Here is a 20,227-nt window from a genome sequence, read left to right as displayed (position 1 = left end):
ACATCCCCGGATGGTTGAACATCGAGCTCAGACGAGCTCGGTGACAGTGCCGCCGGCAGCGGTGATCTTCTCCTTGGCGGAAGCGGAGACGGCGTCGACCGTCACCTGCAGCGCCACGGAGACCTCACCGTTGCCGAGCACCTTCACCAGCTGGTTCTTGCGAACCGCGCCCTTGGCGACCAGGTCGGCCACCGTGACCTCGCCACCCTGCGGGTAGAGCGCGGCCAGCTTGTCCAGGTTCACGACCTGGTACTCGACCCGGAACGGGTTCTTGAAGCCCTTGAGCTTGGGCAGCCGCATGTGCAGCGGCATCTGCCCGCCCTCGAAGCGCTCCGGAACCTGGTAGCGGGCCTTCGTGCCCTTGGTACCACGACCGGCCGTCTTGCCCTTGGACGCCTCACCACGACCCACACGGGTCTTGGCGGTCTTGGCGCCCGGAGCCGGACGGAGGTTGTGGACCTTCAGCGGCTTCTCCTCCGCCATCTCAGTCAACCTCCTCGACCGTGACGAGGTGGCGCACGGTGTGCACCATGCCGCGGATCTCCGGGCGGTCCTCCTTGACGACCACGTCGTGCAGGCGCTTGAGCCCGAGCGTACGCAGGGTGTCACGGTGGTTCTGCTTGCTACCGATGTAGGACTTGCTTTGCGTGATCTTCAGACGGGCCATGATCAGACACCCGCCCCGGCACGCGCCCGCAGCAGAGCGGCGGGAGCAACGTCCTCCAGCGGCAGACCACGACGGGCGGCGATCTCCTCGGGGCGCTGCAGCCCCTTGAGCGCCTCCACCGTGGCGTGCACGATGTTGATCGCGTTGTCGGTGCCGAGCGACTTGCTCAGCACGTCGTGGATGCCGGCGCACTCCAGGACGGCACGTACCGGGCCACCGGCGATCACACCGGTACCGGGCGACGCCGGCTTGAGCAGCACGACGCCGGCGGCCTTCTCGCCCTGGATCGGGTGCGGGATGGTGCCCTGGATACGGGGGACCTTGAAGAAGTGCTTCTTGGCCTCCTCCACACCCTTGGCAATGGCGGCCGGCACCTCCTTGGCCTTGCCGTAACCGACACCCACGGTGCCCTCGCCGTCGCCCACCACGACCAGCGCGGTGAAGCTGAAGCGACGACCACCCTTGACAACCTTGGCGACGCGGTTGATCGCGACGACACGCTCGACGTAAGCGGTCTTCTCGGCAGCAGCGCCGCCGTCCCGCCGGTCCTTCCGGTCCCGCCGCTCGCCGCCACCGGCGCCGCCACCGCGGCGCTGGGGTCCAGCCATTGGAATTACCTCTCTCAGTTGCGTCCGTAGCTACGGAAGAACCGGCTCAGAACGTGAGCCCGGCCTCGCGGGCGGCGTCCGCCAGAGCGGCGATGCGCCCCGCGTACTGGTTGCCACCGCGGTCGAACACGACGGCCTCGATGCCCTTGGCCTTGGCCCGCTCGGCGACCAGTGCGCCGACCTGCTTGGCCTTGGCCGTCTTGTCGCCCTCGCTGGAGCGGATCGAGGCGTCCAGCGTCGAGGCGGACGCGAGCGTGTGGCCCGCGACGTCATCGATCACCTGGGCGACGATGCCCCGGTTGGACCGGGTGACGACCAGGCGCGGACGCTCCGTCGTGCCCGAGATCCGCTTGCGGATGCGGATGTGGCGACGCTTGGCGGCGGCGCGCTTGTAGGCGTCACCCTTGGCGATCTTCACACCGTATGCCATGGCTTACTTACCAGCCTTTCCGACCTTGCGGCGGATGACCTCGCCCGCGTACTTCACGCCCTTGGCCTTGTACGGGTCGGGCTTGCGCAGCTTGCGGATGTTCGCGGCGACCTCGCCGACCTTCTGCTTGTCGATGCCCTCGACACTGAACTTGGTGGGGGACTCGACCTTGAAGGTGATGCCCTCCGGGGCCTCGACGAGGATCGGGTGGCTGTAGCCGAGCGAGAACTCCAGGTTGGAGCCCTTCGCCGCGACGCGGTAGCCAACACCGCTGATCTCGAGGGCCTTGCTGTAGCCCGTGGTCACGCCGGTGATCATGTTCGCCACCAGCGTGCGCGACAGGCCGTGCAGGGCCTTCGACTCACGCTCATCATTCGGGCGCGACACCACCAGGGTGTTGTCCTCGCCCTTGGCGATCTCGATCGGCGCGGCAACGGTGTGGGAGAGGGCACCCTTGGGGCCCTTCACCTGGACCGTCCGGCCATCGATGGTGACGTCCACGCCGGCGGGAACCTGGATGGGCAGCCGTCCAATACGCGACATGGCTTTACCTCCGTTTCCCGAGTTACCAGACGTAGGCGAGGACTTCCCCGCCCACGCCCTTCTTGCCTGCCTGCTTGTCGGTCAGCAGACCCTGCGACGTGGAGATGATCGCCACGCCGAGGCCGCCGAGCACCCTTGGCAGGTTGGTGGACTTTGCGTAGACCCGCAGACCCGGCTTGCTGATCCGCTTGATGCCGGCGATCGAGCGCTCACGGTTGGGCCCGAACTTCAGCTGCAGGACGAGGTTCTTGCCGACCTCGGCGTCCTCGACCTTCCAGCCGGTGATGTAGCCCTCCTGCTGGAGGATCTCCGCGATGTGCGACTTGATCTTGCTGTACGGCATCACGACATCGTCGTGGTAGGCCGAGTTCGCGTTCCGCAGACGCGTGAGCATGTCTGCGATGGGGTCGGTCATGGTCATGATGGCCTTAGGCCTCTCTCGCCGGGGTTTCCTATATGCGCCATCCCTCTCCCCCAGTCACGCTGGGGACGGGTGCGGTGCGGGGACCTACGGCGTAGTAAGACTTTTAGTTGAGCGGCGGGCGCCCAACCCCTCAACCTTACGGCAGTCGGGGTCGGGCCCTCGCCGACCAGCTGCTTACGAGAGCACCGGCACAACCGAAGTCGGTTGTTACCAGGAGCTCTTTGTCACGCCCGGCAGCTCACCGCGGTGGGCCATCTCACGAAGGCACACGCGGCACAGGCCGAACTTGCGGTAGACGGAGTGGGGACGGCCGCAGCGCTGGCAGCGGGTGTACGCGCGCACACCGAACTTGGGCTTGCGGGCGGCCTTAGCGATCAGAGCCTTCTTCGCCACGGTCAGTTCTCCTTGAACGGGAAGCCGAGGTGACGAAGGAGCGCGCGGCCCTCGTCGTCGCTGTTCGCCGTGGTGACCACGGTGATGTCCATACCCCGGACCCGGTCGATCTTGTCCTGGTCGATCTCGTGGAACATGACCTGCTCCGTGAGACCGAAGGTGTAGTTGCCGCGCCCGTCGAACTGCTTCGGCGACAGGCCGCGGAAGTCGCGGATGCGCGGCAGCGCCAGCGACAGCAGACGGTCGAGGAACTCCCACATGCGGTCACCGCGGAGGGTGACGTGGGCACCGATCGGCTGGCCCTCGCGCAGCTTGAACTGAGCGATGGACTTACGGGCCTTGGTCACGGCCGGCTTCTGACCGGTGATCGTGGCGAGGTCGCGGATCGCGCCCTCGATCAGCTTGGAGTCGCGGGCGGCGTCGCCCACACCCATGTTGACCACGATCTTGGTCAGGCCCGGGATCTGCATGACGTTCTCGTACGCGAACTCGTCACGCAGCTTCGGGGCGATCTCGTCGCGGTACCGCTGCTTCAGGCGCGGCGTCGTGGTGGTGGCAGTCATCAGATGTCCTCACCGGTCCGCTTGGCAACGCGGATCTTGTTGCCTTCCTCGTCGAAGCGGTAGCCGACGCGGGTGACGACCTTCTTGCCGTCCTTCTCCACGACCAGCTGAACGTTGCTGACGTGGATGGGGGCCTCGGTGGTCACAATGCCGCCGGTCTTCGACCCACGAGCGGTCTGGCCGACCTTCGTGTGCTTCTTGACCCGGTTGACACCCTCGACCAGGACGCGGTCCTCGCGCGGGAAGGCCTGGATGACCTTGCCCTGCTTGCCCTTGTCCTTGCCGGTGATGACCTGTACCAGGTCGCCCTTCTTGATCTTCATCGGTTACAGCACCTCCGGCGCCAGCGAGATGATCTTCATGAACTTCTTCTCGCGCAGCTCACGGCCGACCGGCCCGAAGATGCGGGTACCGCGAGGGTCGCCGTCTGCCTTGAGGATGACGGCGGCGTTCTCGTCGAAGCGGATGTAGGAGCCGTCGGGACGGCGCCGCTCCTTGACGGTCCGCACGACGACGGCCTTGACGACGTCGCCCTTCTTCACGTTGCCACCGGGGATCGCGTCCTTGACGGTGGCGACGATGACGTCACCGATTCCCGCGTAGCGGCGGCCCGAGCCACCGAGAACACGGATGCAGAGGATCTCCTTGGCACCCGTGTTGTCGGCGACGCGAAGTCGCGACTCCTGCTGGATCACGTCTATCTCCTGATTGTCGCGTCGGTTCCCGGTGAGGGGCCGGGGTGCGGCCCCTCACCGAGCCTGACGGAACGGTCCTGAGGGATGAGCCCCTCAGGGATTTACTTGGCCTTCTCGAGGATCTCGACGACGCGCCAGCGCTTGGTCGCGGACAGCGGCCGGGTCTCCATCAGGAGGACACGGTCGCCGACACCCGCAGCGTTCTGCTCGTCGTGCGCCTTGAGCTTGTTGGTACGGCGGATGACCTTGCCGTACAGCGCGTGCTTGACGCGGTCCTCGACGGCGACGACGACGGTCTTGTCCATCTTGTCGCTGACGACCAGGCCCTCACGGACCTTGCGGAAACCGCGCTCCTGCTTCGTCTCAGTCACATTCTTCTCGCTCATCAGGCGCTCTCCACCGTCTCGATGCCGAGCTCGCGCTCACGCATCAGGGTGTAGATCCGGGCGATCTCCTTGCGGACAACCTTGAGTCGGCTGTTGTTCTCGAGCTGCCCGGTAGCCGCCTGGAAGCGGAGGTTGAACAGCTCCTCCTTGGCCTCGCGAAGCTTCGTGACGAGATCCTCTTCACTCAGCTCGCGCAGCTCGGAAGCCTTGGTTCCGGCCGCCATCACGACTCACCTGCCTCGCGCCGGACGATCCGGCACTTCATCGGAAGCTTGTGGGCGGCGCGGGTCAGCGCCTCCTTCGCAACCTTCTCGTTCGGGAAAGACAGCTCGAACATCACCCGGCCGGGCTTGACGTTCGCGACCCACCACTCGGGCGAGCCCTTACCGGAACCCATGCGGGTTTCGGCCGGCTTCTTCGTCAGCGGACGGTCGGGGTAGATGTTGATCCACACCTTGCCGCCACGGCGGATGTGACGGGTGATGGCGATACGAGCGGACTCGATCTGCCGGTTCGTCACATAGGCGGGGGTGACGGCCTGGATGCCGTACTCACCGAACGCCAGCTCGGTGCCGCCCTTGGCCATGCCGGAGCGCTTCGGGTGGTGCTGCTTGCGGTGCTTGACCCTACGGGGGATCAGCATTGGGGTCAGGCCTCCGTTCCGGTGGACTCGGGCGCTGCGGCCGGAGCCTCGGCGGCCGGTGCCTCAGCCTTGGCGGCGGCCTGGGCCTCACCGCCCTGCTGACGGCGGCCACGGCCCCCGCGCTCGCCGCCGCGGCGCTGCGGGCGGTCGCTGCCGCCGGGGCCCCGCGACGGGCGGTTTCCGGCACGGGCGGCGGCACCCTCGGCGCGCACCTCGGCGATGTTCTTCACGTCGCCCTTGTAGATCCACACCTTCACGCCGATGCGGCCGAAGGTGGTACGGGCCTCGAAGAAGCCGTAGTCCACGTTGGCGCGCAGCGTGTGCAGCGGAACCCGGCCCTCGCGGTAGAACTCGGAGCGGGACATCTCGGCGCCGCCGAGACGGCCACCGCACTGGATCTTGATGCCCTTGGCGCCGGCCTTCATCGTGCTCTGCATGCTCTTGCGCATGGCACGACGGAAGGAGACGCGGGAGGCCAGCTGCTCGGCGACGGCCTGGGCCACCAGCTGAGCGTCGGTCTCCGGGTTCTTGACCTCGAGGATGTTCAGCTGCACCTGCTTGCCGGTGAGCTTCTCCAGGTCGCCGCGGATGCGGTCGGCCTCCGCGCCGCGACGGCCGATGACGATGCCCGGCCGGGCGGTGTGGATGTCGACGCGGACGCGGTCGCGGGTGCGCTCGATCTCCACCTTGGAGATGCCGGCCCGCTCCATGCCTTGCGTCATCATCCGGCGGATGGCGACGTCTTCCTTGACGTAGTCCTTGTACAGCTTGTCGGCGTACCACCGGGACTTGAAGTCGGTGGTGATGCCGAGCCGGAACCCGTGCGGGTTAACCTTCTGGCCCATTACCGGGTCCCTTCCTTGCTGGCGACGACCACGGTGATGTGGCTGGTGCGCTTGCGGATCCGGTAGGCACGGCCCTGGGCGCGCGGCCGGAACCGCTTCAGGGTCGGGCCCTCGTCCACGTATGCCTCGCTGACGTACAGCGAATTGGCGTCGGGCTGGTTGTAGTTGTGCGCGGCGTTGGCGATGGCGCTGTCGAGCACCTTGCCCACGGGCACGCTCGCGGCCTGCGGAGCGAATCGCAGGACCGCCTGAGCCTCCGTGGCGTCAAGGCCACGGATGAGGTCCACCACGCGGCGGGCCTTCATGGGCGTGACGCGGATGTACCGCGCCTGGGCCCTGGCTTCCATGGTTGTCCCTTCGGTGTCAGTCATAGGTCTTCGCTATTTCCGCAGATCAGCGACGACGCGACTTGCGGTCGTCCTTCTCGTGGCCGCGGAAGGTGCGGGTCGGCGCAAACTCGCCGAGCTTGTGGCCGACCATCGACTCGGTGACGAACACCGGGACGTGCTTGCGGCCGTCGTGCACCGCGATCGTGTGGCCCAGCATGGCCGGGACGATCATCGAGCGGCGGGACCAGGTCTTGATGACGTTCTTGGTGCCTGCCTCGTTCTGTACGTCCACCTTCTTGGCGAGGTGGTCGTCGACGAAGGGCCCCTTCTTGAGACTGCGCGGCATCTGAACCCGCTCCTAGCGCTTCTTGTTCGTCTTGCGGCGGCGGACGATGAGCTTGCTGCTCGCCTTCTTCGGCGAACGCGTACGTCCTTCCTTCTGACCCCACGGGCTGACCGGGTGGCGACCACCGGAGGTCTTGCCCTCACCACCACCGTGCGGGTGGTCGACCGGGTTCATCGCCACACCACGAACGGTCGGGCGGACGCCCTTCCACCGCATGCGGCCGGCCTTGCCCCAGTTGATGTTCGACTGCTCGGCGTTGCCGACCTCGCCGACGGTGGCACGGCAGCGGATGTCGACCAGCCGGACCTCACCGGACGGCATGCGCAGGTGGGCGTAGGCGCCCTCCTTCGCCAGCAGCTGGATGCTGGAGCCCGCGGAACGGGCCAGCTTGGCCCCGCCGCCCGGCCGCAGCTCCACCGCGTGGATGACCGTACCCACGGGGATGTGCCGCAGCGGGAGGTTGTTGCCCGGCTTGATGTCGGCACCGGGGCCGTTCTCGATTCGGTCGCCCTGGCTCAGGCGGGCCGGGGCGAGGATGTAGCGCTTCTCGCCGTCCGCGTAGTGCAGCAGCGCGATGCGCGCGGTGCGGTTCGGGTCGTACTCGATGTGCGCGACCTTGGCCGGCACGCCGTCCTTGTCGTGACGACGGAAGTCGATCACGCGGTAGGCGCGCTTGTGGCCACCGCCCTGGTGACGGACGGTCACACGACCGGCGTTGTTACGGCCGCCCTTGCTGTGCAGGGGGCGGACCAGCGACTTCTCCGGCGTGGACCGCGTGATCTCGACGAAGTCGGCGACGCTGGCGCCACGACGGCCCGGAGTCGTCGGCTTGTACTTGCGGATACCCATTGTCTCTCAGTCCTCGGAAAATTCCGGACTTCTGGACGGTCCCAGCTCCGTTAGGAGACCGGGCCGCCGAAGATGTCGATACGGTCGCCCTCAGCAAGGGTCACGATGGCGCGCTTGGTGTTCTTGCGCTTGCCGAAACCGGTGCGGGTGCGCTTGCGCTTGCCCTGCCGGTTGATCGTGTTGACCCCGGTGACCTTGACCGAGAAGACCGTCTCGACGGCCTGCTTGATCTGGGTCTTGTTGGCACGCGGGTCGACGACGAACGTGTACTTGTTCTCGTCCAGCAGCGCGTAGCTCTTCTCGGAGACCACCGGCTTGAGCAGGACGTCACGGGGGTCCGTGTAGGTCTTGCTGGTGACGGCGGCTGCAGCGGTCTGCTCGCTCATCAGGCGTCGCTCCCTTCGAGCTCAGCCTCGGAGGCGACGGCCTTGCTGGACGCGACCGGACCGGCCACGAAACGCTCGAAGGCGTCCTTGGTGAAGACCACGTCATCGGAGATGAGCACGTCGTACGTGTTGAGCTGGCCGGCCTCCAGGATGTGGACCTGGGGCAGGTTGCGGGCCGACAGCCATGCGGTCTCGTCGGCGCGCTCGACGACCAGGAGCACGTTCTTGCGCTCACTGATCTTGCCCAGCAGGGCCTTGGCGGCCTTGGTGGACGGGGCGTCGCCGTCGACCACGCCGGTGACGACGTGGATGCGGTTGTGACGGGCCCGGTCGGTCAGGGCGCCACGGAGGGCAGCCTTGATCATCTTCTTGGGGGTCCGCTGCGAGTAGTCACGCGGCACGGGGCCGTGGACGACGCCACCGCCGGCGAACTGCGGAGCGCGGGTCGAACCCTGGCGGGCGCGGCCGGTGCCCTTCTGGCGGTACGGCTTCTTGCCACCGCCGCGGACCTCGCCGCGGGTCTTGGTCTTGTGCGTGCCCTGGCGGGCAGCGGCCAGCTGGGCGACGACGACCTGGTGGATCAGCGGGATGCTGACCTTGGCGTCGAAGATCTCCGCGGGGAGCTCGACGGTCCCGGCCTTGTCGCCTGCCGGCGAAAGGATGTCAATGGTGCTCATCGGTTACCTCAGGCCCCCTTGGCCGCGGTACGGACCAGGACGAGGCCGCCGTTCGGACCAGGAACCGCGCCCTTGATGAGCAGCAGGCCCTTCTCCGCGTCAACGGCGTGGACGGTCAGGTTCTGGGTGGTCACCCGCTCGTTGCCCATGCGGCCCGCCATACGGAGGCCCTTGAACACGCGGCCCGGGGTGGCGCAGCCACCGATGGAGCCGGGCGAGCGGTGCTTGCGCTGGGTGCCGTGGCCGGCGCCGAGTCCCCTGAAGTTGTGACGCTTCATGACACCGGCGAAGCCCTTGCCCTTGCTCTTGCCGGTGACGTCGACCTTGGTGCCCGCCTCGAATACGTCGGCGGTGATCTCCTGGCCGAGCGTGTACTCGGAGGCGTCGGAGGTGCGGATCTCCACCAGGTGGCGGCGCGGGGTCACGTCGGCCTTGGCGAAGTGGCCCTTGAGGGGCTTGTTCACCTTGCGCGGGTCGATCTCGCCGAAGGCGAGCTGGACCGACTCGTAGCCGTCGGTGTCGTTGGTGCGCACCTGGGTCACGACGCAGGGGCCGGCCTTGACGACGGTCACCGGGACGATGCGGTTGTTCTCGTCCCAGACCTGGGTCATGCCGAGCTTCTCGCCCAGGACGCCCTTAATCTGCTTAGCCATCTCGCGCGTCACCTCAGAGCTTGATCTCGATGTCGACGCCGGCAGGCAGGTCGAGACGCATGAGCGAGTCGACGGTCTTCGGCGTGGGGTCGAGGATGTCGATGAGGCGCTTGTGCGTGCGCATCTCGAAGTGCTCGCGCGCGTCCTTGTACTTGTGCGGCGACTTGATGACGCAGTACACGTTCTTCTCAGTGGGCAGCGGCACCGGGCCTGCGACCTGCGCACCAGTACGGGTCACCGTCTCGACGATCTTCTTCGCCGAGGAGTCGATGACCTCGTGGTCGTAGGCCTTGAGCCGGATGCGGATCTTCTGTCCCGCCATGGCTACTCCGTAGTCCTGTCTCTCGTAACGCTCTGGGCTCCGGTGACGCACCTCCCCGACCCACGCGGTCGGGCGTGTCGTACCCCGCCCCGCATTTCTCCACACAAGGAGAGCCCTCGGAGGGGGTATGGGGAAGTCTCATCCACCGGGCGCCTGGCGAGCCCCGCACCGTGCTTCCCGGAAGATTCCCGTACGTCCGCCCCTGATGAGGGGCGACGAGTACTGTGGGACTCGCTTCCGGTCCTCCCGACGGGAGGCGCGCGACATCGGCACTCAACCGAGCAACTTGGACACTGTGCCATATGTGCCCCGGTGGAGTCCAATCGGCGCGTGATCGGGGGGCACCGTGAGATTTCCGGGGTGGCACGCCCCCGACCCCCTCCAGGCACGGCAATGCCGGGCCACGCGCCCGAAGGCCCCTGAACACGCCGAGCCCCGTACACCGTTACGGCGTACGGGGCTCGGCGTTCGACTGCCGTGAGGCGTCGTCAGGTCACTTGACGATCTTGGTGACCTGGCCGGCGCCGACCGTCCGGCCACCCTCACGGATGGCGAACTTCAGGCCCTCCTCCATGGCGACCGGCTGGATCAGCTGGACGGACATGGTGGTGTTGTCGCCCGGCATGACCATCTCGGTGCCCTCGGGAAGGGTCACGACGCCGGTCACGTCCGTGGTACGGAAGTAGAACTGCGGGCGGTAGTTGTTGAAGAACGGGGTGTGGCGGCCACCTTCGTCCTTCGACAGGATGTAGGCCTGGGCCTCGAACTCGGTGTGCGGAGTGACCGAACCCGGCTTGATGATGACCTGGCCGCGCTCGACGTCCTCGCGCTTGATGCCGCGGAGCAGCAGACCGACGTTCTCACCGGCCTGGCCCTCGTCGAGCAGCTTGCGGAACATCTCGATGCCGGTGACCGTGGTGGTGGTCTTCTCCGGCTTGATGCCGATGATGTCGACGGTCTCGTTGACCTTGAGGACACCACGCTCGATGCGACCGGTCACCACGGTGCCGCGGCCGGTGATCGTGAAAACGTCCTCGATCGGCATCAGGAACGGCTTGTCGACGTCGCGCTCCGGAGTCGGGATCGACTCGTCGACGGCCGCCATCAGGTTGAGGACCGACTGGCCCCACTCCTTGTCGCCCTCCAGCGCCTTCAGCGCGGAGACCTTGACGACCGGGACGTCGTCGCCCGGGAACTCGTACTCGGAGAGGAGCTCACGGACCTCGAGCTCGACGAGCTCCAGGATCTCCTCGTCGTCGACCATGTCGGCCTTGTTCAGTGCGACGACGATCGCCGGCACACCGACCTGGCGGGCCAGGAGCACGTGCTCCTTGGTCTGCGGCATCGGGCCGTCGGTCGCGGCGACCACCAGGATCGCGCCGTCCATCTGGGCGGCACCGGTGATCATGTTCTTGATGTAGTCCGCGTGACCCGGGCAGTCGACGTGGGCGTAGTGACGGCTCTCCGTCTGGTACTCGACATGCGCGATGGAGATGGTGATACCGCGCTGGCGCTCTTCCGGCGCCTTGTCGATCTGGTCGAACGCCGAGGCCTCGTTGAGGTCGGGGAACGCGTCGTGCAGCACCTTCGTGATCGCCGCGGTAAGGGTCGTCTTACCGTGGTCGATGTGACCGATGGTGCCGATGTTGACGTGCGGCTTAGTCCGCTCGAACTTCGCCTTCGCCACTGGGGTCCTCCTGTGGACTGGTTCTGTGCGCGATAACTCGTATGCGCCAGTTCAACTTGCCGGGTTGGTGAGGACCCCGAAGGGCCGTAACTGTGCCAACCCGCGGATTGGGTGCCGACTGCCGGGGCACCCGTCGCACACCGGATGGTCTGCGACGGAATGCCCCGAACCGCCTGCCGTCAAGCCTAAGGGCGTGCGCGGAACGCGCGTTACTCGCCCTTGGCCTTCGCGATGATCTCCTCCGCGACGTTCCGCGGAACCTCGGCGTAGGAGTCGAACTGCATGGAGTAGCTGGCTCGGCCGGAGGTCTTGCTGCGCAGGTCGCCGACGTAACCGAACATCTCCGAGAGCGGAACGAGGGCCTTGACGACCTTGGCACCGCTGCGGTCTTCCATGGCCTGGATCTGGCCACGGCGCGAGTTGAGGTCACCGATCACATCGCCCATGTGCTCCTCGGGCGTGGTGACCTCGACGGCCATCATCGGCTCGAGGAGAGCCGGGCTGGCCTTGCGAGCACCGTCCTTGAACGCCATCGAACCGGCGATCTTGAACGCGAGCTCGGACGAGTCGACGTCGTGGTAGGCGCCGTCGAGCAGCGTCACCTTGACACCGGTCAGCGGGTAGCCGGCCAACACGCCGAACTCCATGGCCTCCTGGCAGCCCGCGTCCACGGACGGGATGTACTCCCGCGGGATGCGGCCACCGGTGACCTTGTTCTCGAACTCGTAGCCGTCGCCCTCGAGCGGCTCGATCGCGATCTGCACCTTCGCAAACTGGCCGGAACCACCGGTCTGCTTCTTGTGTGTGTAGTCGACCCGCTCGACGGCCTTGCGGATCGTCTCGCGGTACGCGACCTGCGGCTTGCCGACGTTGGCCTCGACCCTGAACTCGCGCTTCATGCGGTCGACCAGCACGTCCAGGTGCAGCTCTCCCATGCCCGCGATGATGGTCTGGCCGGTCTCCTCGTCCGTGTGGACCTGGAAGGACGGGTCCTCCTCGGCGAGGCGCTGGATCGCCACGCCCAGCTTCTCCTGGTCGCCCTTGGACTTCGGCTCGATGGCCACCTGGATGACCGGAGCCGGGAAGTTCATGGACTCGAGGATGACCGGGTTCTGCGCGTCGCAGAGGGTCTCACCGGTGGTGGTGTCCTTCAGGCCCATGACGGCGACGATGTCGCCGGCACCGACGCTCGGGATCTCCTCACGCTTGTTGGCGTGCATCCGGTAGATCTTGCCGATGCGCTCCTTCTTGCCCTTCACGGAGTTCAGCACCTGGGTGCCGGTGTCCATGCGGCCGGAGTACACGCGGACGAAGGTGAGCTTGCCGAGGTGCGGGTCGCTCATGATCTTGAACGCCAGGCCGGAGAACGGCTCGTCCTCGGAAGCCTTGCGGAAGATCGTGGTCTCCTCGTCACCGACCTTGTGGCCGCTGACGCCCTCGACGTCCACCGGCGACGGCAGGTACTTCACGATCGCGTCGAGCAGGGGCTGGACGCCCTTGTTCTTGAACGCGGTACCGCAGAAGACCGGGGTCAGGTTGCCCGCGATGGTGGCGCGGCGGATGCCGGCGACCAGCTGCTCCTCGGTGGGCTCCTGGCCCTCCAGGTACAGCTCCATCAGCTCCTCGTCGGCCTCGGCGGCCGTTTCGAGCAGCTTGTCGCGGTACTCCTGGGCGGCTTCGAGGTGGGTGTCCGGGATGTCAACCGTGTCGTACATCTCGCCCTTGGTCGCCTCGGCGGACCACACAAGAGCCTTCATCCGGACCAGGTCGATAACGCCCTTGAAGTCCGCCTCGGCACCGATCGGCAGCTGCATGACGAGCGGCGTCGCACCGAGACGGTCGACGATCATGTCGACGCAGCGGTGGAACTCGGCACCCACACGGTCGAGCTTGTTGACGAAGCAGATGCGCGGGACGTTGTAGCGGTCAGCCTGACGCCACACCGTCTCGGACTGCGGCTCGACACCGGCGACACCGTCGAACACCGTCACGGCACCGTCGAGGACGCGCAGCGAGCGCTCCACCTCGACGGTGAAGTCGACGTGGCCCGGGGTGTCGATGATGTTGATGGTGTAGTCGTCGCCGTCGACCGGCCAGTGACAGGTGGTCGCGGCCGACGTGATGGTGATGCCGCGCTCCTGCTCCTGCTCCATCCAGTCCATGGTGGCAGCGCCGTCGTGGACTTCACCGATCTTGTAGGAGACACCGGTGTAGAACAGGATCCGCTCGGTGGTCGTCGTCTTGCCCGCGTCGATGTGGGCCATGATCCCGATGTTGCGGACCTTGGCCAGGTCAAGTGAAGTGGTGGCCATCTGGCTCAGTCTTCTCTCGGTTCTCGATGGGGTAGCGACTACCAGCGGTAGTGCGCGAAGGCCTTGTTGGACTCGGCCATCTTGTGGGTGTCCTCGCGGCGCTTGACGGAGGCGCCAAGACCGTTCGAGGCGTCCAGCAGCTCGTTCATCAGGCGCTCGGTCATGGTCTTCTCGCGACGGGCGCGCGAGTAGCCCACGATCCACCGCAGGGCGAGCGTGGAGGAGCGCGCGGGGCGCACCTCGACCGGCACCTGGTAGGTCGCGCCACCGACGCGGCGGCTGCGGACCTCGAGGGTCGGCTTGACGTTCTCCAGGGCGCGCTTGAGCGTGATGACCGGGTCGTTGCCGGTCTTCTCGCGCAGGCCTTCCAGGGCGCCGTAGACGATGCGCTCGGCGGTGGAGCGCTTGCCGTTCAGCAGGATCTTGTTGACCAGCGCGGTGACAAGCGGAGAGCTGTAGACCGGGTCGACGATGACCGGCCGCTTCGGGGCAGGGCCCTTACGAGGCATGTCTTACTTCTCCTTCTTGGCGCCGTAGCGGCTGCGGGCCTGCTTGCGGTTCTTGACACCCTGGGTGTCGAGCGAACCACGGATGATCTTGTAGCGGACGCCCGGCAGGTCCTTCACACGACCGCCGCGCACGAGCACGATCGAGTGCTCCTGCAGGTTGTGACCCTCACCCGGAATGTAGGCCGTGACCTCGATCCCGCTGGTCAGGCGCACGCGCGCGACCTTACGGAGGGCCGAGTTCGGCTTCTTCGGGGTGGTCGTGTAGACGCGCGTGCAGACGCCACGGCGCTGCGGGGATCCCTTCAACGCGGGCGTCTTGTTCTTGTCGACCTTGTCCTGCCGGCCCTTGCGGACCAGCTGCTGGATCGTAGGCACCGTTTCTCCGGTTTCTGTGTGCCAGTCTCGATAACGCTAACCTGGGGTTTTCTGGTTGGCCACCGCACGTTTCCCGACCCACGCGGTCGGGTGTGTCGGAACCGTTGCGCGTGCCCGCTGGGCGGACAGGTCCACATCGTGTTGATGCCGCGCGGTCGTGTCGTCCCTTGGCTCGTGCGGTCGTACGGCACGCACAAGAACCCGGGGACACCCCAGGCACAAGGTCAGAGCGTACCTAGCGCATCGGCTCGGGTCAAAACAAATGGGACGCGCAGGTTCTCACAGGTGGATCACGGATGGATGTGATGCACCAATCGCCAGGTCCCGGCCGGTCCCGCCGTCGCCGCCGTCACCATACGAAAGTCGCCACCGGCATGTGCCGCCCAGGACCGAGCGCCCGCCACCCGCACCGTGACCGACAGGGTGCGGTGCGGCGGTGCCACGATCCGCCGCCGAAGGCGACCGCGGGCGGAGCGCCGTGAGGCGACAGCCTCCCCCACGCCAGCGCCCAGGGACCGCCGTCCCCGTCCCTGCCCCCGCCCCCGCGCAGGGCGCCCAGCAGCACCCCGCGAAGGCGGTGTCCACATACGTCCAGAGCAGGTCGCCCCCGCGGCGCACTTCGAGCGCGGCGCGCCCGTTCGGTACCGGAGGCGGGCCGGAAGGTGAGCCCGGCGGGGTACGCGCATGACAGCACATCACCTTGACGGTACATCACAGTCCTGAGGCCGTACGGTGGTTGGTTTCGCCCACCAGCTTCGTCCTGGCCAACGGCCCGTCGGATCGTCCGCAGGGACGGTCCGAAAGCACCGGCCGGCAGAGGAACGCCCTTGGGCCGCGCGACCCCTACGCCGCCCCGACGGTGACGTCGCCCGTGCCCGCGTGCGCGGTGATGCTGTGCGCGCTGTCGCCCGCCGTCGTCACGTTCACCCGTACGTCCCCCGTGTCGGCGACGGCGTCGACCGCGTACGCGCCGCCCTGGGGCACGGTGACGCCCACGTTCCCGGTGTCGGCCGTGGCGTAGACCGTCGCGGGGGAGGCGTCGAACCCGGCGTGGACGTCCCCGGTCTCCGCGGTGAGCCTGGCCTGCGATGAGGTCAGCCCGTCAGCGGTGACGTCGCCGGTGCCCGTGCTCGCCTGGACCGGGCCGCCGAGCCCGCTCAGCGTCACGCTGCCGGTGTCGTCGGTGACGTCGACGGCGGTGCCCGCGGGCACGTGGACGTCGTAGCTCACGCCGCAGTCCGAGCAGTCGTACGTCAGCGTCAACGTGGATCCCGACGTCGCGTGCGTGGTGTGCGGGGGCGCGTTGCGGTAGTCCTGCGTCTCGGTGACGCTGACGGTGCCCCCGCCGCCGCCCGTCACATGGATGTCGCCCGTCCTCCCCTTCACCACCAGCTTGCGCACCGGTGTGCTCACCCCGTAGCTGACGGTCTTGTGGTGCTCCTGCTCGACGTCGATGCCCGAGCAGGCGGTGAGCACCAGCCCGGCGACGGCGCAGAGGACAGGGGGCACCCCTGGACGGATTTTGGGGGAGATGCGCTTCATGGCTACCAGCCTGCCCGCCGGAGCGCCTGAAAACGGCGACAGGGCGGCCGTACCCCCTTTCGGGGGACGGCCGCCCTGTCAGTGACTCAGAGCGCTACGGCGTCAGGCGTTGTAGGGCCCGTAGTCGTAGTCCTCCAGCGGCACCGCCTGGCCGGAGCCGGTGCCGAACGGCGAGTAGTCGATGTCCTCGTAGCCGACGGCGGAGTACATCGCGGCCTTGGCCTCCTCGGTCGGCTCGACCCGGATGTTGCGGTAGCGGGACAGGCCCGTACCGGCCGGGATGAGCTTGCCGAGGATGACGTTCTCCTTCAGGCCCAGGAGCGAGTCCGACTTGGCGTGGATCGCCGCGTCGGTGAGCACCCGGGTCGTCTCCTGGAAGGAGGCGGCCGACAGCCAGGACTCGGTCGCCAGCGAGGCCTTGGTGATACCCATCAGCTGCGGACGGCCGGAGGCGGGGTGTCCGCCCTCGGCGACCACACGACGGTTCTCCTGCTCGAAGCGGCCGCGCTCGACCAGCTCGCCGGGCAGCAGCTCGGCGTCGCCGGACTCGATGATCGTCACCCGGCGCAGCATCTGCCGGATGATGATCTCGATGTGCTTGTCGTGGATCGACACACCCTGCGAGTTGAAGACCTGCTGGACCTCGCCCAGGAGGTGGATCTGCACCGCACGCTGGCCGAGGATCCGCAGCACGTCGTGCGGGTTCTCGGTGCCGGCCATCAGCTTCTGGCCGACCTCGACGTGATCGCCCTCCTCCACCAGCAGACGGGCGCGCTTGGAGACTCCGTAGGAGATCTCGTCGCTGCCGTCGTCCGGGGTGACGACGACCTTGCGGGTCTTCTCGGTCTCCTCGATGCGGACCCGGCCGGCCGCCTCGCTGATCGGGGCCAGCCCCTTCGGGGTACGGGCCTCGAAGAGCTCGACGACACGCGGCAGACCCTTGGTGATGTCGTCACCGGCCACACCACCGGTGTGGAAGGTACGCATCGTGAGCTGGGTGCCGGGCTCACCGATGGACTGAGCCGCGATGATGCCGACCGCCTCGCCGATGTCCACCAGCTTGCCGGTGGCGAGCGAACGGCCGTAGCACATCGCGCAGGTGCCCACGGTGGACTCGCAGGTCAGGATCGAGCGGGTCTTCACCGTCTCGACGCCGTGCTTGATCAGCTGCTCGATGAGCACGTCGCCCAGGTCGGTACCGGCCGGGGCCAGCACCTTGCCGTCGACGACGATGTCCTCGGCGAGGCTGCGCGCGTACACGCTGGTCTCGACGCCGGCCGCCTTGCGCAGCACGCCGTCCTCGCCGCGCTCGGCGATCGCCAGCTTCAGGCCGCGCTCGGTGCCGCAGTCCTCCTCGCGGATGATCACGTCCTGCGAGACGTCCACCAGACGACGGGTCAGGTAACCCGAGTCGGCGGTACGCAGCGCGGTGTCGGCGAGGCCCTTACGGGCACCGTGGGTGGAGATGAAGTACTCCAGCACGGTGAGACCCTCACGGAACGACGCCTTGATGGGCCGCGGGATGGTCTCGTTCTTCGCGTTGGACACCAGGCCCCGCATACCCGCGATCTGACGCATCTGCATCATGTTTCCGCGGGCACCCGAGTCGACCATCATGAAGATCGGGTTGGTCTTCGGGAAGTTCTCGTTCATGGCCTCGGCAACCTCGTTGGTCGCCTTGGTCCAGATCGTGATCAGTTCCTGAGACCGCTCTTCCTTCGTGATCAGGCCGCGCTCGTACTGCTTCTGGACCTTCTCGTCCTGCGCCTCGTAGACGTCCAGGATGCCGCGCTTGGCCTCCGGGACGACGACGTCGGAGATGGCGACGGTGACACCGGAACGGGTCGCCCAGTGGAAACCGGCCGCCTTCAGGTTGTCCAGCGTCGCCGCCACGACGACCTTCGGGTAGCGCTCGGCGAGGTCGTTGACGATCTCGGAGAGCTGCTTCTTGCCCACCGGGTAGTCGACGAACGGGTAGTCCTCGGGCAGCAGCTCGTTGAAGAGCGCACGGCCCAGGGTCGTCCGCAGCCGGAACGGGTCACCCGGCTGCCACTCGGGCTCGCCCTCCTCGGCGGCCGGCGGGGTCCAGCCGCGCGGCGGCACGGTGCCGAGCGGGAAGCGGATGTCGACCGGTGCCTGGAGCGACAGCTCGCGGGCATCGAGCGCCATGATCGCCTCGGCGACCGAGCCGAACGACCGGCCCTCACCCTTGACCTCGCGCTCCTCGTGGTCGGTGGTGAGGAAGAACAGACCCAGGACCATGTCCTGCGTCGGCATCGTCACCGGCCGGCCGTCGGCGGGCTTGAGGATGTTGTTCGAGGACAGCATCAGGATGCGGGCCTCGGCCTGCGCCTCCGCGGACAGCGGCAGGTGCACGGCCATCTGGTCACCGTCGAAGTCCGCGTTGAACGCGGTGCACACGAGCGGGTGGATCTGGATGGCCTTGCCCTCGACCAGCTGCGGCTCGAAGGCCTGGATGCCGAGACGGTGCAGCGTCGGCGCACGGTTGAGCAGCACCGGGTGCTCGGCGATGACCTCTTCCAGCACGTCGTACACGACCGTGCGGCCGCGCTCGACCATGCGCTTGGCCGACTTGATGTTCTGCGCGTGGTTCAGGTCGACCAGGCGCTTCATCACGAACGGCTTGAAGAGCTCCAGCGCCATCGCCTTGGGCAGGCCGCACTGGTGCAGCTTCAGCTGCGGGCCGACGACGATCACGGAACGGGCCGAGTAGTCGACGCGCTTGCCGAGCAGGTTCTGCCGGAAGCGGCCCTGCTTGCCCTTGAGCATGTCGGAGAGCGACTTCAGCGGGCGGTTGCCCGGGCCGGTCACCGGCCGGCCGCGGCGGCCGTTGTCGAACAGCGCGTCGACGGCCTCCTGCAGCATCCGCTTCTCGTTGTTCACGATGATCTCGGGAGCACCGAGGTCAAGGAGACGCTTGAGGCGGTTGTTGCGGTTGATGACACGGCGGTAGAGGTCGTTCAGGTCGGAGGTCGCGAAGCGGCCACCGTCCAGCTGCACCATCGGGCGCAGGTCCGGCGGGATCACCGGGACGCAGTCCAGCACCATGCCGTTGGGGCTGTTGCGGGTCTGCAGGAACGCCGAGACGACCTTGAGGCGCTTGAGCGCACGGGTCTTCTTCTGGCCCTTGCCGGTACGGATGATCTCGCGGAGCCTCTCGGCCTCCTCTTCGAGGTCGAAGGACTCCAGGCGCTTCTGCAGCGCGGCGGCGCCCATGCCACCCATGAAGTAGGTGCCGAAGCGGTCACGCAGCTCGCGGTAGAGCAGCTCGTCGCCCTCGAGGTCCTGGACCTTGAGGGACTTGAAGCGGCTCCACACCTCGTCGAGACGGTCGAGCTCGCGCTGCGCGCGGTCGCGCAGCTGCTTCATCTCGCGCTCCGCGCCCTCGCGCACCTTGCGGCGCACGTCGGCCTTGGCGCCCTCGGCCTCCAGCTCGCCGAGGTCCGCCTCCAGCTTCTTCTGGCGGGCCTCGACGTCGGCGTCACGGCGCTGCTCGATCTGCTGGCGCTCCACCGAGACCTGGGCCTCCAGGGAGGGCAGGTCACGGGTGCGGCGCTCCTCGTCCACCCACGTGATCATGTAGGCGGCGAAGTAGATGACCTTCTCCAGGTCCTTCGGGGCGAGGTCGAGCAGGTAGCCCAGGCGCGACGGGACGCCCTTGAAGTACCAGATGTGCGTGACGGGCGCGGCCAGCTCGATGTGGCCCATCCGCTCACGGCGCACCTTGGCGCGAGTCACCTCGACACCGCAGCGCTCGCAGATGATGCCCTTGAAGCGGACGCGCTTGTACTTACCGCAGTAGCACTCCCAGTCCCGGGTCGGGCCGAAGATCTTCTCGCAGAAGAGGCCGTCCTTTTCGGGCTTGAGGGTGCGGTAGTTGATGGTCTCCGGCTTCTTTACCTCGCCGTGCGACCACTGACGGATGTCGTCCGCGGTGGCCAGGCCGATCCGCAGCTCGTCGAAGAAGTTGACGTCGAGCACTTTGTGTCAATCCCACCTTCGGGCTTGCCCCGAAAATCGAT

General features: G+C 67.3%; 27 protein-coding genes. All 27 read right to left on the bottom strand.

All coding sequences use genetic code 11. The features are described 5' to 3' along the window. Nucleotides 1-27: 27 nt before the first annotated feature. The 27 genes from rplO to NGB36_RS12385 all read right to left on the bottom strand — a co-directional run bounded on the left by rplO (nt 28) and on the right by NGB36_RS12385 (nt 20,186). On the bottom strand, nt 28-483 hold the full coding sequence (gene rplO / locus NGB36_RS12515) for a 50S ribosomal protein L15 (RefSeq protein WP_255920281.1): 456 nt from the start codon (nt 481-483) through the stop codon (nt 28-30). A 1-nt stretch (nt 484) separates the two neighbouring features. Further along, on the bottom strand, nt 485-667 hold the full coding sequence (gene rpmD / locus NGB36_RS12510; protein WP_255920280.1) for a 50S ribosomal protein L30: 183 nt from the start codon (nt 665-667) through the stop codon (nt 485-487). Nucleotides 668-669: 2 nt separating this feature from the next. Next, nucleotides 670-1,275: a 30S ribosomal protein S5 gene (gene rpsE / locus NGB36_RS12505; RefSeq protein ID WP_255920279.1), complete on the bottom strand. Its 606-nt coding sequence runs from the start codon at nt 1,273-1,275 to the stop codon at nt 670-672. Between the two features lie 46 nt (nt 1,276-1,321). Further along, complete coding sequence (rplR, locus tag NGB36_RS12500) at nt 1,322-1,705, bottom strand: 50S ribosomal protein L18 (RefSeq protein WP_255920278.1); 384 nt, start codon at nt 1,703-1,705, stop codon at nt 1,322-1,324. Nucleotides 1,706-1,708: 3 nt separating this feature from the next. Next, nucleotides 1,709-2,248, bottom strand: a complete 540-nt coding sequence (gene rplF / locus NGB36_RS12495; RefSeq protein ID WP_255920277.1) for a 50S ribosomal protein L6 — start codon at nt 2,246-2,248, stop codon at nt 1,709-1,711. 22 nt (nt 2,249-2,270) lie between these two features. Then, nucleotides 2,271-2,669 (bottom strand): 30S ribosomal protein S8, encoded by a 399-nt coding sequence (gene rpsH, locus NGB36_RS12490; protein ID WP_255920276.1) that lies wholly within the window; start codon nt 2,667-2,669, stop codon nt 2,271-2,273. Between the two features lie 210 nt (nt 2,670-2,879). Further along, nucleotides 2,880-3,065 carry a type Z 30S ribosomal protein S14 gene (locus tag NGB36_RS12485; RefSeq protein ID WP_003956452.1) on the bottom strand — a complete coding sequence of 62 codons (186 nt, stop codon included), beginning with the start codon at nt 3,063-3,065 and terminating at the stop codon, nt 2,880-2,882. A 2-nt stretch (nt 3,066-3,067) separates the two neighbouring features. Beyond that, on the bottom strand, nt 3,068-3,628 hold the full coding sequence (gene rplE / locus NGB36_RS12480; protein WP_255920275.1) for a 50S ribosomal protein L5: 561 nt from the start codon (nt 3,626-3,628) through the stop codon (nt 3,068-3,070). Next, entirely contained in the window at nt 3,628-3,951 is a 324-nt protein-coding gene (gene rplX, locus NGB36_RS12475) for a 50S ribosomal protein L24 (RefSeq protein WP_255920274.1), read from the bottom strand. The genes rplE and rplX overlap by 1 nt, the downstream gene beginning before the upstream one ends. Nucleotides 3,952-3,954: 3 nt before the next feature. Beyond that, entirely contained in the window at nt 3,955-4,323 is a 369-nt protein-coding gene (gene rplN, locus NGB36_RS12470) for a 50S ribosomal protein L14 (RefSeq protein WP_255920273.1), read from the bottom strand. 101 nt (nt 4,324-4,424) lie between these two features. Beyond that, the gene (gene rpsQ, locus NGB36_RS12465; RefSeq protein WP_255920272.1) at nt 4,425-4,709 is read right to left on the bottom strand and encodes a 30S ribosomal protein S17; all 285 of its coding nucleotides are present in this window, start codon (nt 4,707-4,709) and stop codon (nt 4,425-4,427) included. Beyond that, entirely contained in the window at nt 4,709-4,933 is a 225-nt protein-coding gene (rpmC, locus tag NGB36_RS12460) for a 50S ribosomal protein L29 (RefSeq protein ID WP_255920271.1), read from the bottom strand. Before rpmC ends, rpsQ begins: the two co-directional genes overlap by 1 nt. Beyond that, nucleotides 4,933-5,352 (bottom strand): 50S ribosomal protein L16, encoded by a 420-nt coding sequence (gene rplP / locus NGB36_RS12455; protein ID WP_255920270.1) that lies wholly within the window; start codon nt 5,350-5,352, stop codon nt 4,933-4,935. The genes rpmC and rplP overlap by 1 nt, the downstream gene beginning before the upstream one ends. A 5-nt stretch (nt 5,353-5,357) precedes the next feature. After that, nucleotides 5,358-6,197 carry a 30S ribosomal protein S3 gene (gene rpsC, locus NGB36_RS12450; protein ID WP_255920269.1) on the bottom strand — a complete coding sequence of 280 codons (840 nt, stop codon included), beginning with the start codon at nt 6,195-6,197 and terminating at the stop codon, nt 5,358-5,360. Continuing rightward, nucleotides 6,197-6,544 carry a 50S ribosomal protein L22 gene (gene rplV, locus NGB36_RS12445; RefSeq protein ID WP_255920329.1) on the bottom strand — a complete coding sequence of 116 codons (348 nt, stop codon included), beginning with the start codon at nt 6,542-6,544 and terminating at the stop codon, nt 6,197-6,199. Before rplV ends, rpsC begins: the two co-directional genes overlap by 1 nt. Before the next feature lie 46 nt (nt 6,545-6,590). Continuing rightward, nucleotides 6,591-6,872: a 30S ribosomal protein S19 gene (rpsS, locus tag NGB36_RS12440; protein WP_004571826.1), complete on the bottom strand. Its 282-nt coding sequence runs from the start codon at nt 6,870-6,872 to the stop codon at nt 6,591-6,593. A gap of 12 nt (nt 6,873-6,884) precedes the next feature. Next, nucleotides 6,885-7,721, bottom strand: a complete 837-nt coding sequence (rplB, locus tag NGB36_RS12435; RefSeq protein WP_255920268.1) for a 50S ribosomal protein L2 — start codon at nt 7,719-7,721, stop codon at nt 6,885-6,887. Between the two features lie 50 nt (nt 7,722-7,771). Then, nucleotides 7,772-8,107, bottom strand: coding sequence for a 50S ribosomal protein L23 (rplW, locus tag NGB36_RS12430; RefSeq protein WP_255920267.1), 336 nt, complete (start codon nt 8,105-8,107; stop codon nt 7,772-7,774). Then, nucleotides 8,107-8,784: a 50S ribosomal protein L4 gene (rplD, locus tag NGB36_RS12425; protein WP_255920266.1), complete on the bottom strand. Its 678-nt coding sequence runs from the start codon at nt 8,782-8,784 to the stop codon at nt 8,107-8,109. Before rplD ends, rplW begins: the two co-directional genes overlap by 1 nt. 8 nt (nt 8,785-8,792) lie before the next feature. After that, nucleotides 8,793-9,437 (bottom strand): 50S ribosomal protein L3, encoded by a 645-nt coding sequence (gene rplC, locus NGB36_RS12420; RefSeq protein WP_255920265.1) that lies wholly within the window; start codon nt 9,435-9,437, stop codon nt 8,793-8,795. A 13-nt stretch (nt 9,438-9,450) separates the two neighbouring features. Then, nucleotides 9,451-9,759 (bottom strand): 30S ribosomal protein S10, encoded by a 309-nt coding sequence (gene rpsJ / locus NGB36_RS12415; protein ID WP_073492397.1) that lies wholly within the window; start codon nt 9,757-9,759, stop codon nt 9,451-9,453. A 493-nt stretch (nt 9,760-10,252) separates the two neighbouring features. Continuing rightward, on the bottom strand, nt 10,253-11,446 hold the full coding sequence (tuf, locus tag NGB36_RS12410) for an elongation factor Tu (RefSeq protein ID WP_255920264.1): 1,194 nt from the start codon (nt 11,444-11,446) through the stop codon (nt 10,253-10,255). A 209-nt stretch (nt 11,447-11,655) separates the two neighbouring features. Then, nucleotides 11,656-13,758, bottom strand: a complete 2,103-nt coding sequence (gene fusA / locus NGB36_RS12405) for an elongation factor G (RefSeq protein WP_255920263.1) — start codon at nt 13,756-13,758, stop codon at nt 11,656-11,658. 38 nt (nt 13,759-13,796) lie between these two features. Beyond that, on the bottom strand, nt 13,797-14,267 hold the full coding sequence (gene rpsG / locus NGB36_RS12400; RefSeq protein WP_255920262.1) for a 30S ribosomal protein S7: 471 nt from the start codon (nt 14,265-14,267) through the stop codon (nt 13,797-13,799). A gap of 3 nt (nt 14,268-14,270) precedes the next feature. After that, nucleotides 14,271-14,642 (bottom strand): 30S ribosomal protein S12, encoded by a 372-nt coding sequence (rpsL, locus tag NGB36_RS12395; protein ID WP_031519741.1) that lies wholly within the window; start codon nt 14,640-14,642, stop codon nt 14,271-14,273. Between the two features lie 843 nt (nt 14,643-15,485). Next, complete coding sequence (locus NGB36_RS12390; RefSeq protein ID WP_255920261.1) at nt 15,486-16,184, bottom strand: DUF4097 family beta strand repeat-containing protein; 699 nt, start codon at nt 16,182-16,184, stop codon at nt 15,486-15,488. A 102-nt stretch (nt 16,185-16,286) separates the two neighbouring features. After that, nucleotides 16,287-20,186, bottom strand: coding sequence for a DNA-directed RNA polymerase subunit beta' (locus NGB36_RS12385; protein ID WP_255920260.1), 3,900 nt, complete (start codon nt 20,184-20,186; stop codon nt 16,287-16,289). Nucleotides 20,187-20,227 lie beyond the last annotated feature (41 nt).

The sequence above is a fragment of the Streptomyces humicola genome (assembly GCF_024436035.1).
GTDB lineage: Bacteria > Actinomycetota > Actinomycetes > Streptomycetales > Streptomycetaceae > Streptantibioticus_B > Streptantibioticus_B humicola.
The sequence above is the reverse complement of the archived record's forward strand: the minus strand, read 5'-3'. Positions and strand labels throughout refer to the sequence as shown.

Bases quoted from the DNA above. Each gene is read 5' to 3' on its own strand.
- rplB (WP_255920268.1), bottom strand. From the start codon at position 7,721: ATGGGTATCCGCAAGTACAAGCCGACGACTCCGGGCCGTCGTGGCGCC.
- rplX (WP_255920274.1), bottom strand. From the start codon at position 3,951: ATGAAGATCAAGAAGGGCGACCTGGTACAGGTCATCACCGGCAAGGAC.
- rplE (WP_255920275.1), bottom strand. From the start codon at position 3,628: ATGACTGCCACCACCACGACGCCGCGCCTGAAGCAGCGGTACCGCGAC.
- NGB36_RS12390 (WP_255920261.1), bottom strand. From the start codon at position 16,184: ATGAAGCGCATCTCCCCCAAAATCCGTCCAGGGGTGCCCCCTGTCCTC.
- rpsJ (WP_073492397.1), bottom strand. From the start codon at position 9,759: ATGGCGGGACAGAAGATCCGCATCCGGCTCAAGGCCTACGACCACGAG.
- rplC (WP_255920265.1), bottom strand. From the start codon at position 9,437: ATGGCTAAGCAGATTAAGGGCGTCCTGGGCGAGAAGCTCGGCATGACC.
- fusA (WP_255920263.1), bottom strand. From the start codon at position 13,758: ATGGCCACCACTTCACTTGACCTGGCCAAGGTCCGCAACATCGGGATC.
- rplF (WP_255920277.1), bottom strand. From the start codon at position 2,248: ATGTCGCGTATTGGACGGCTGCCCATCCAGGTTCCCGCCGGCGTGGAC.
- rpsE (WP_255920279.1), bottom strand. From the start codon at position 1,275: ATGGCTGGACCCCAGCGCCGCGGTGGCGGCGCCGGTGGCGGCGAGCGG.
- rplR (WP_255920278.1), bottom strand. From the start codon at position 1,705: ATGGCATACGGTGTGAAGATCGCCAAGGGTGACGCCTACAAGCGCGCC.
- rpsG (WP_255920262.1), bottom strand. From the start codon at position 14,267: ATGCCTCGTAAGGGCCCTGCCCCGAAGCGGCCGGTCATCGTCGACCCG.
- rpmC (WP_255920271.1), bottom strand. From the start codon at position 4,933: ATGGCGGCCGGAACCAAGGCTTCCGAGCTGCGCGAGCTGAGTGAAGAG.
- rpsS (WP_004571826.1), bottom strand. From the start codon at position 6,872: ATGCCGCGCAGTCTCAAGAAGGGGCCCTTCGTCGACGACCACCTCGCC.
- rpsC (WP_255920269.1), bottom strand. From the start codon at position 6,197: ATGGGCCAGAAGGTTAACCCGCACGGGTTCCGGCTCGGCATCACCACC.
- rpmD (WP_255920280.1), bottom strand. From the start codon at position 667: ATGGCCCGTCTGAAGATCACGCAAAGCAAGTCCTACATCGGTAGCAAG.
- rplD (WP_255920266.1), bottom strand. From the start codon at position 8,784: ATGAGCACCATTGACATCCTTTCGCCGGCAGGCGACAAGGCCGGGACC.
- rpsH (WP_255920276.1), bottom strand. From the start codon at position 2,669: ATGACCATGACCGACCCCATCGCAGACATGCTCACGCGTCTGCGGAAC.
- rplO (WP_255920281.1), bottom strand. From the start codon at position 483: ATGGCGGAGGAGAAGCCGCTGAAGGTCCACAACCTCCGTCCGGCTCCG.
- rplV (WP_255920329.1), bottom strand. From the start codon at position 6,544: ATGGAAGCCAGGGCCCAGGCGCGGTACATCCGCGTCACGCCCATGAAG.
- rpsQ (WP_255920272.1), bottom strand. From the start codon at position 4,709: ATGAGCGAGAAGAATGTGACTGAGACGAAGCAGGAGCGCGGTTTCCGC.
- rplP (WP_255920270.1), bottom strand. From the start codon at position 5,352: ATGCTGATCCCCCGTAGGGTCAAGCACCGCAAGCAGCACCACCCGAAG.
- rplW (WP_255920267.1), bottom strand. From the start codon at position 8,107: ATGAGCGAGCAGACCGCTGCAGCCGCCGTCACCAGCAAGACCTACACG.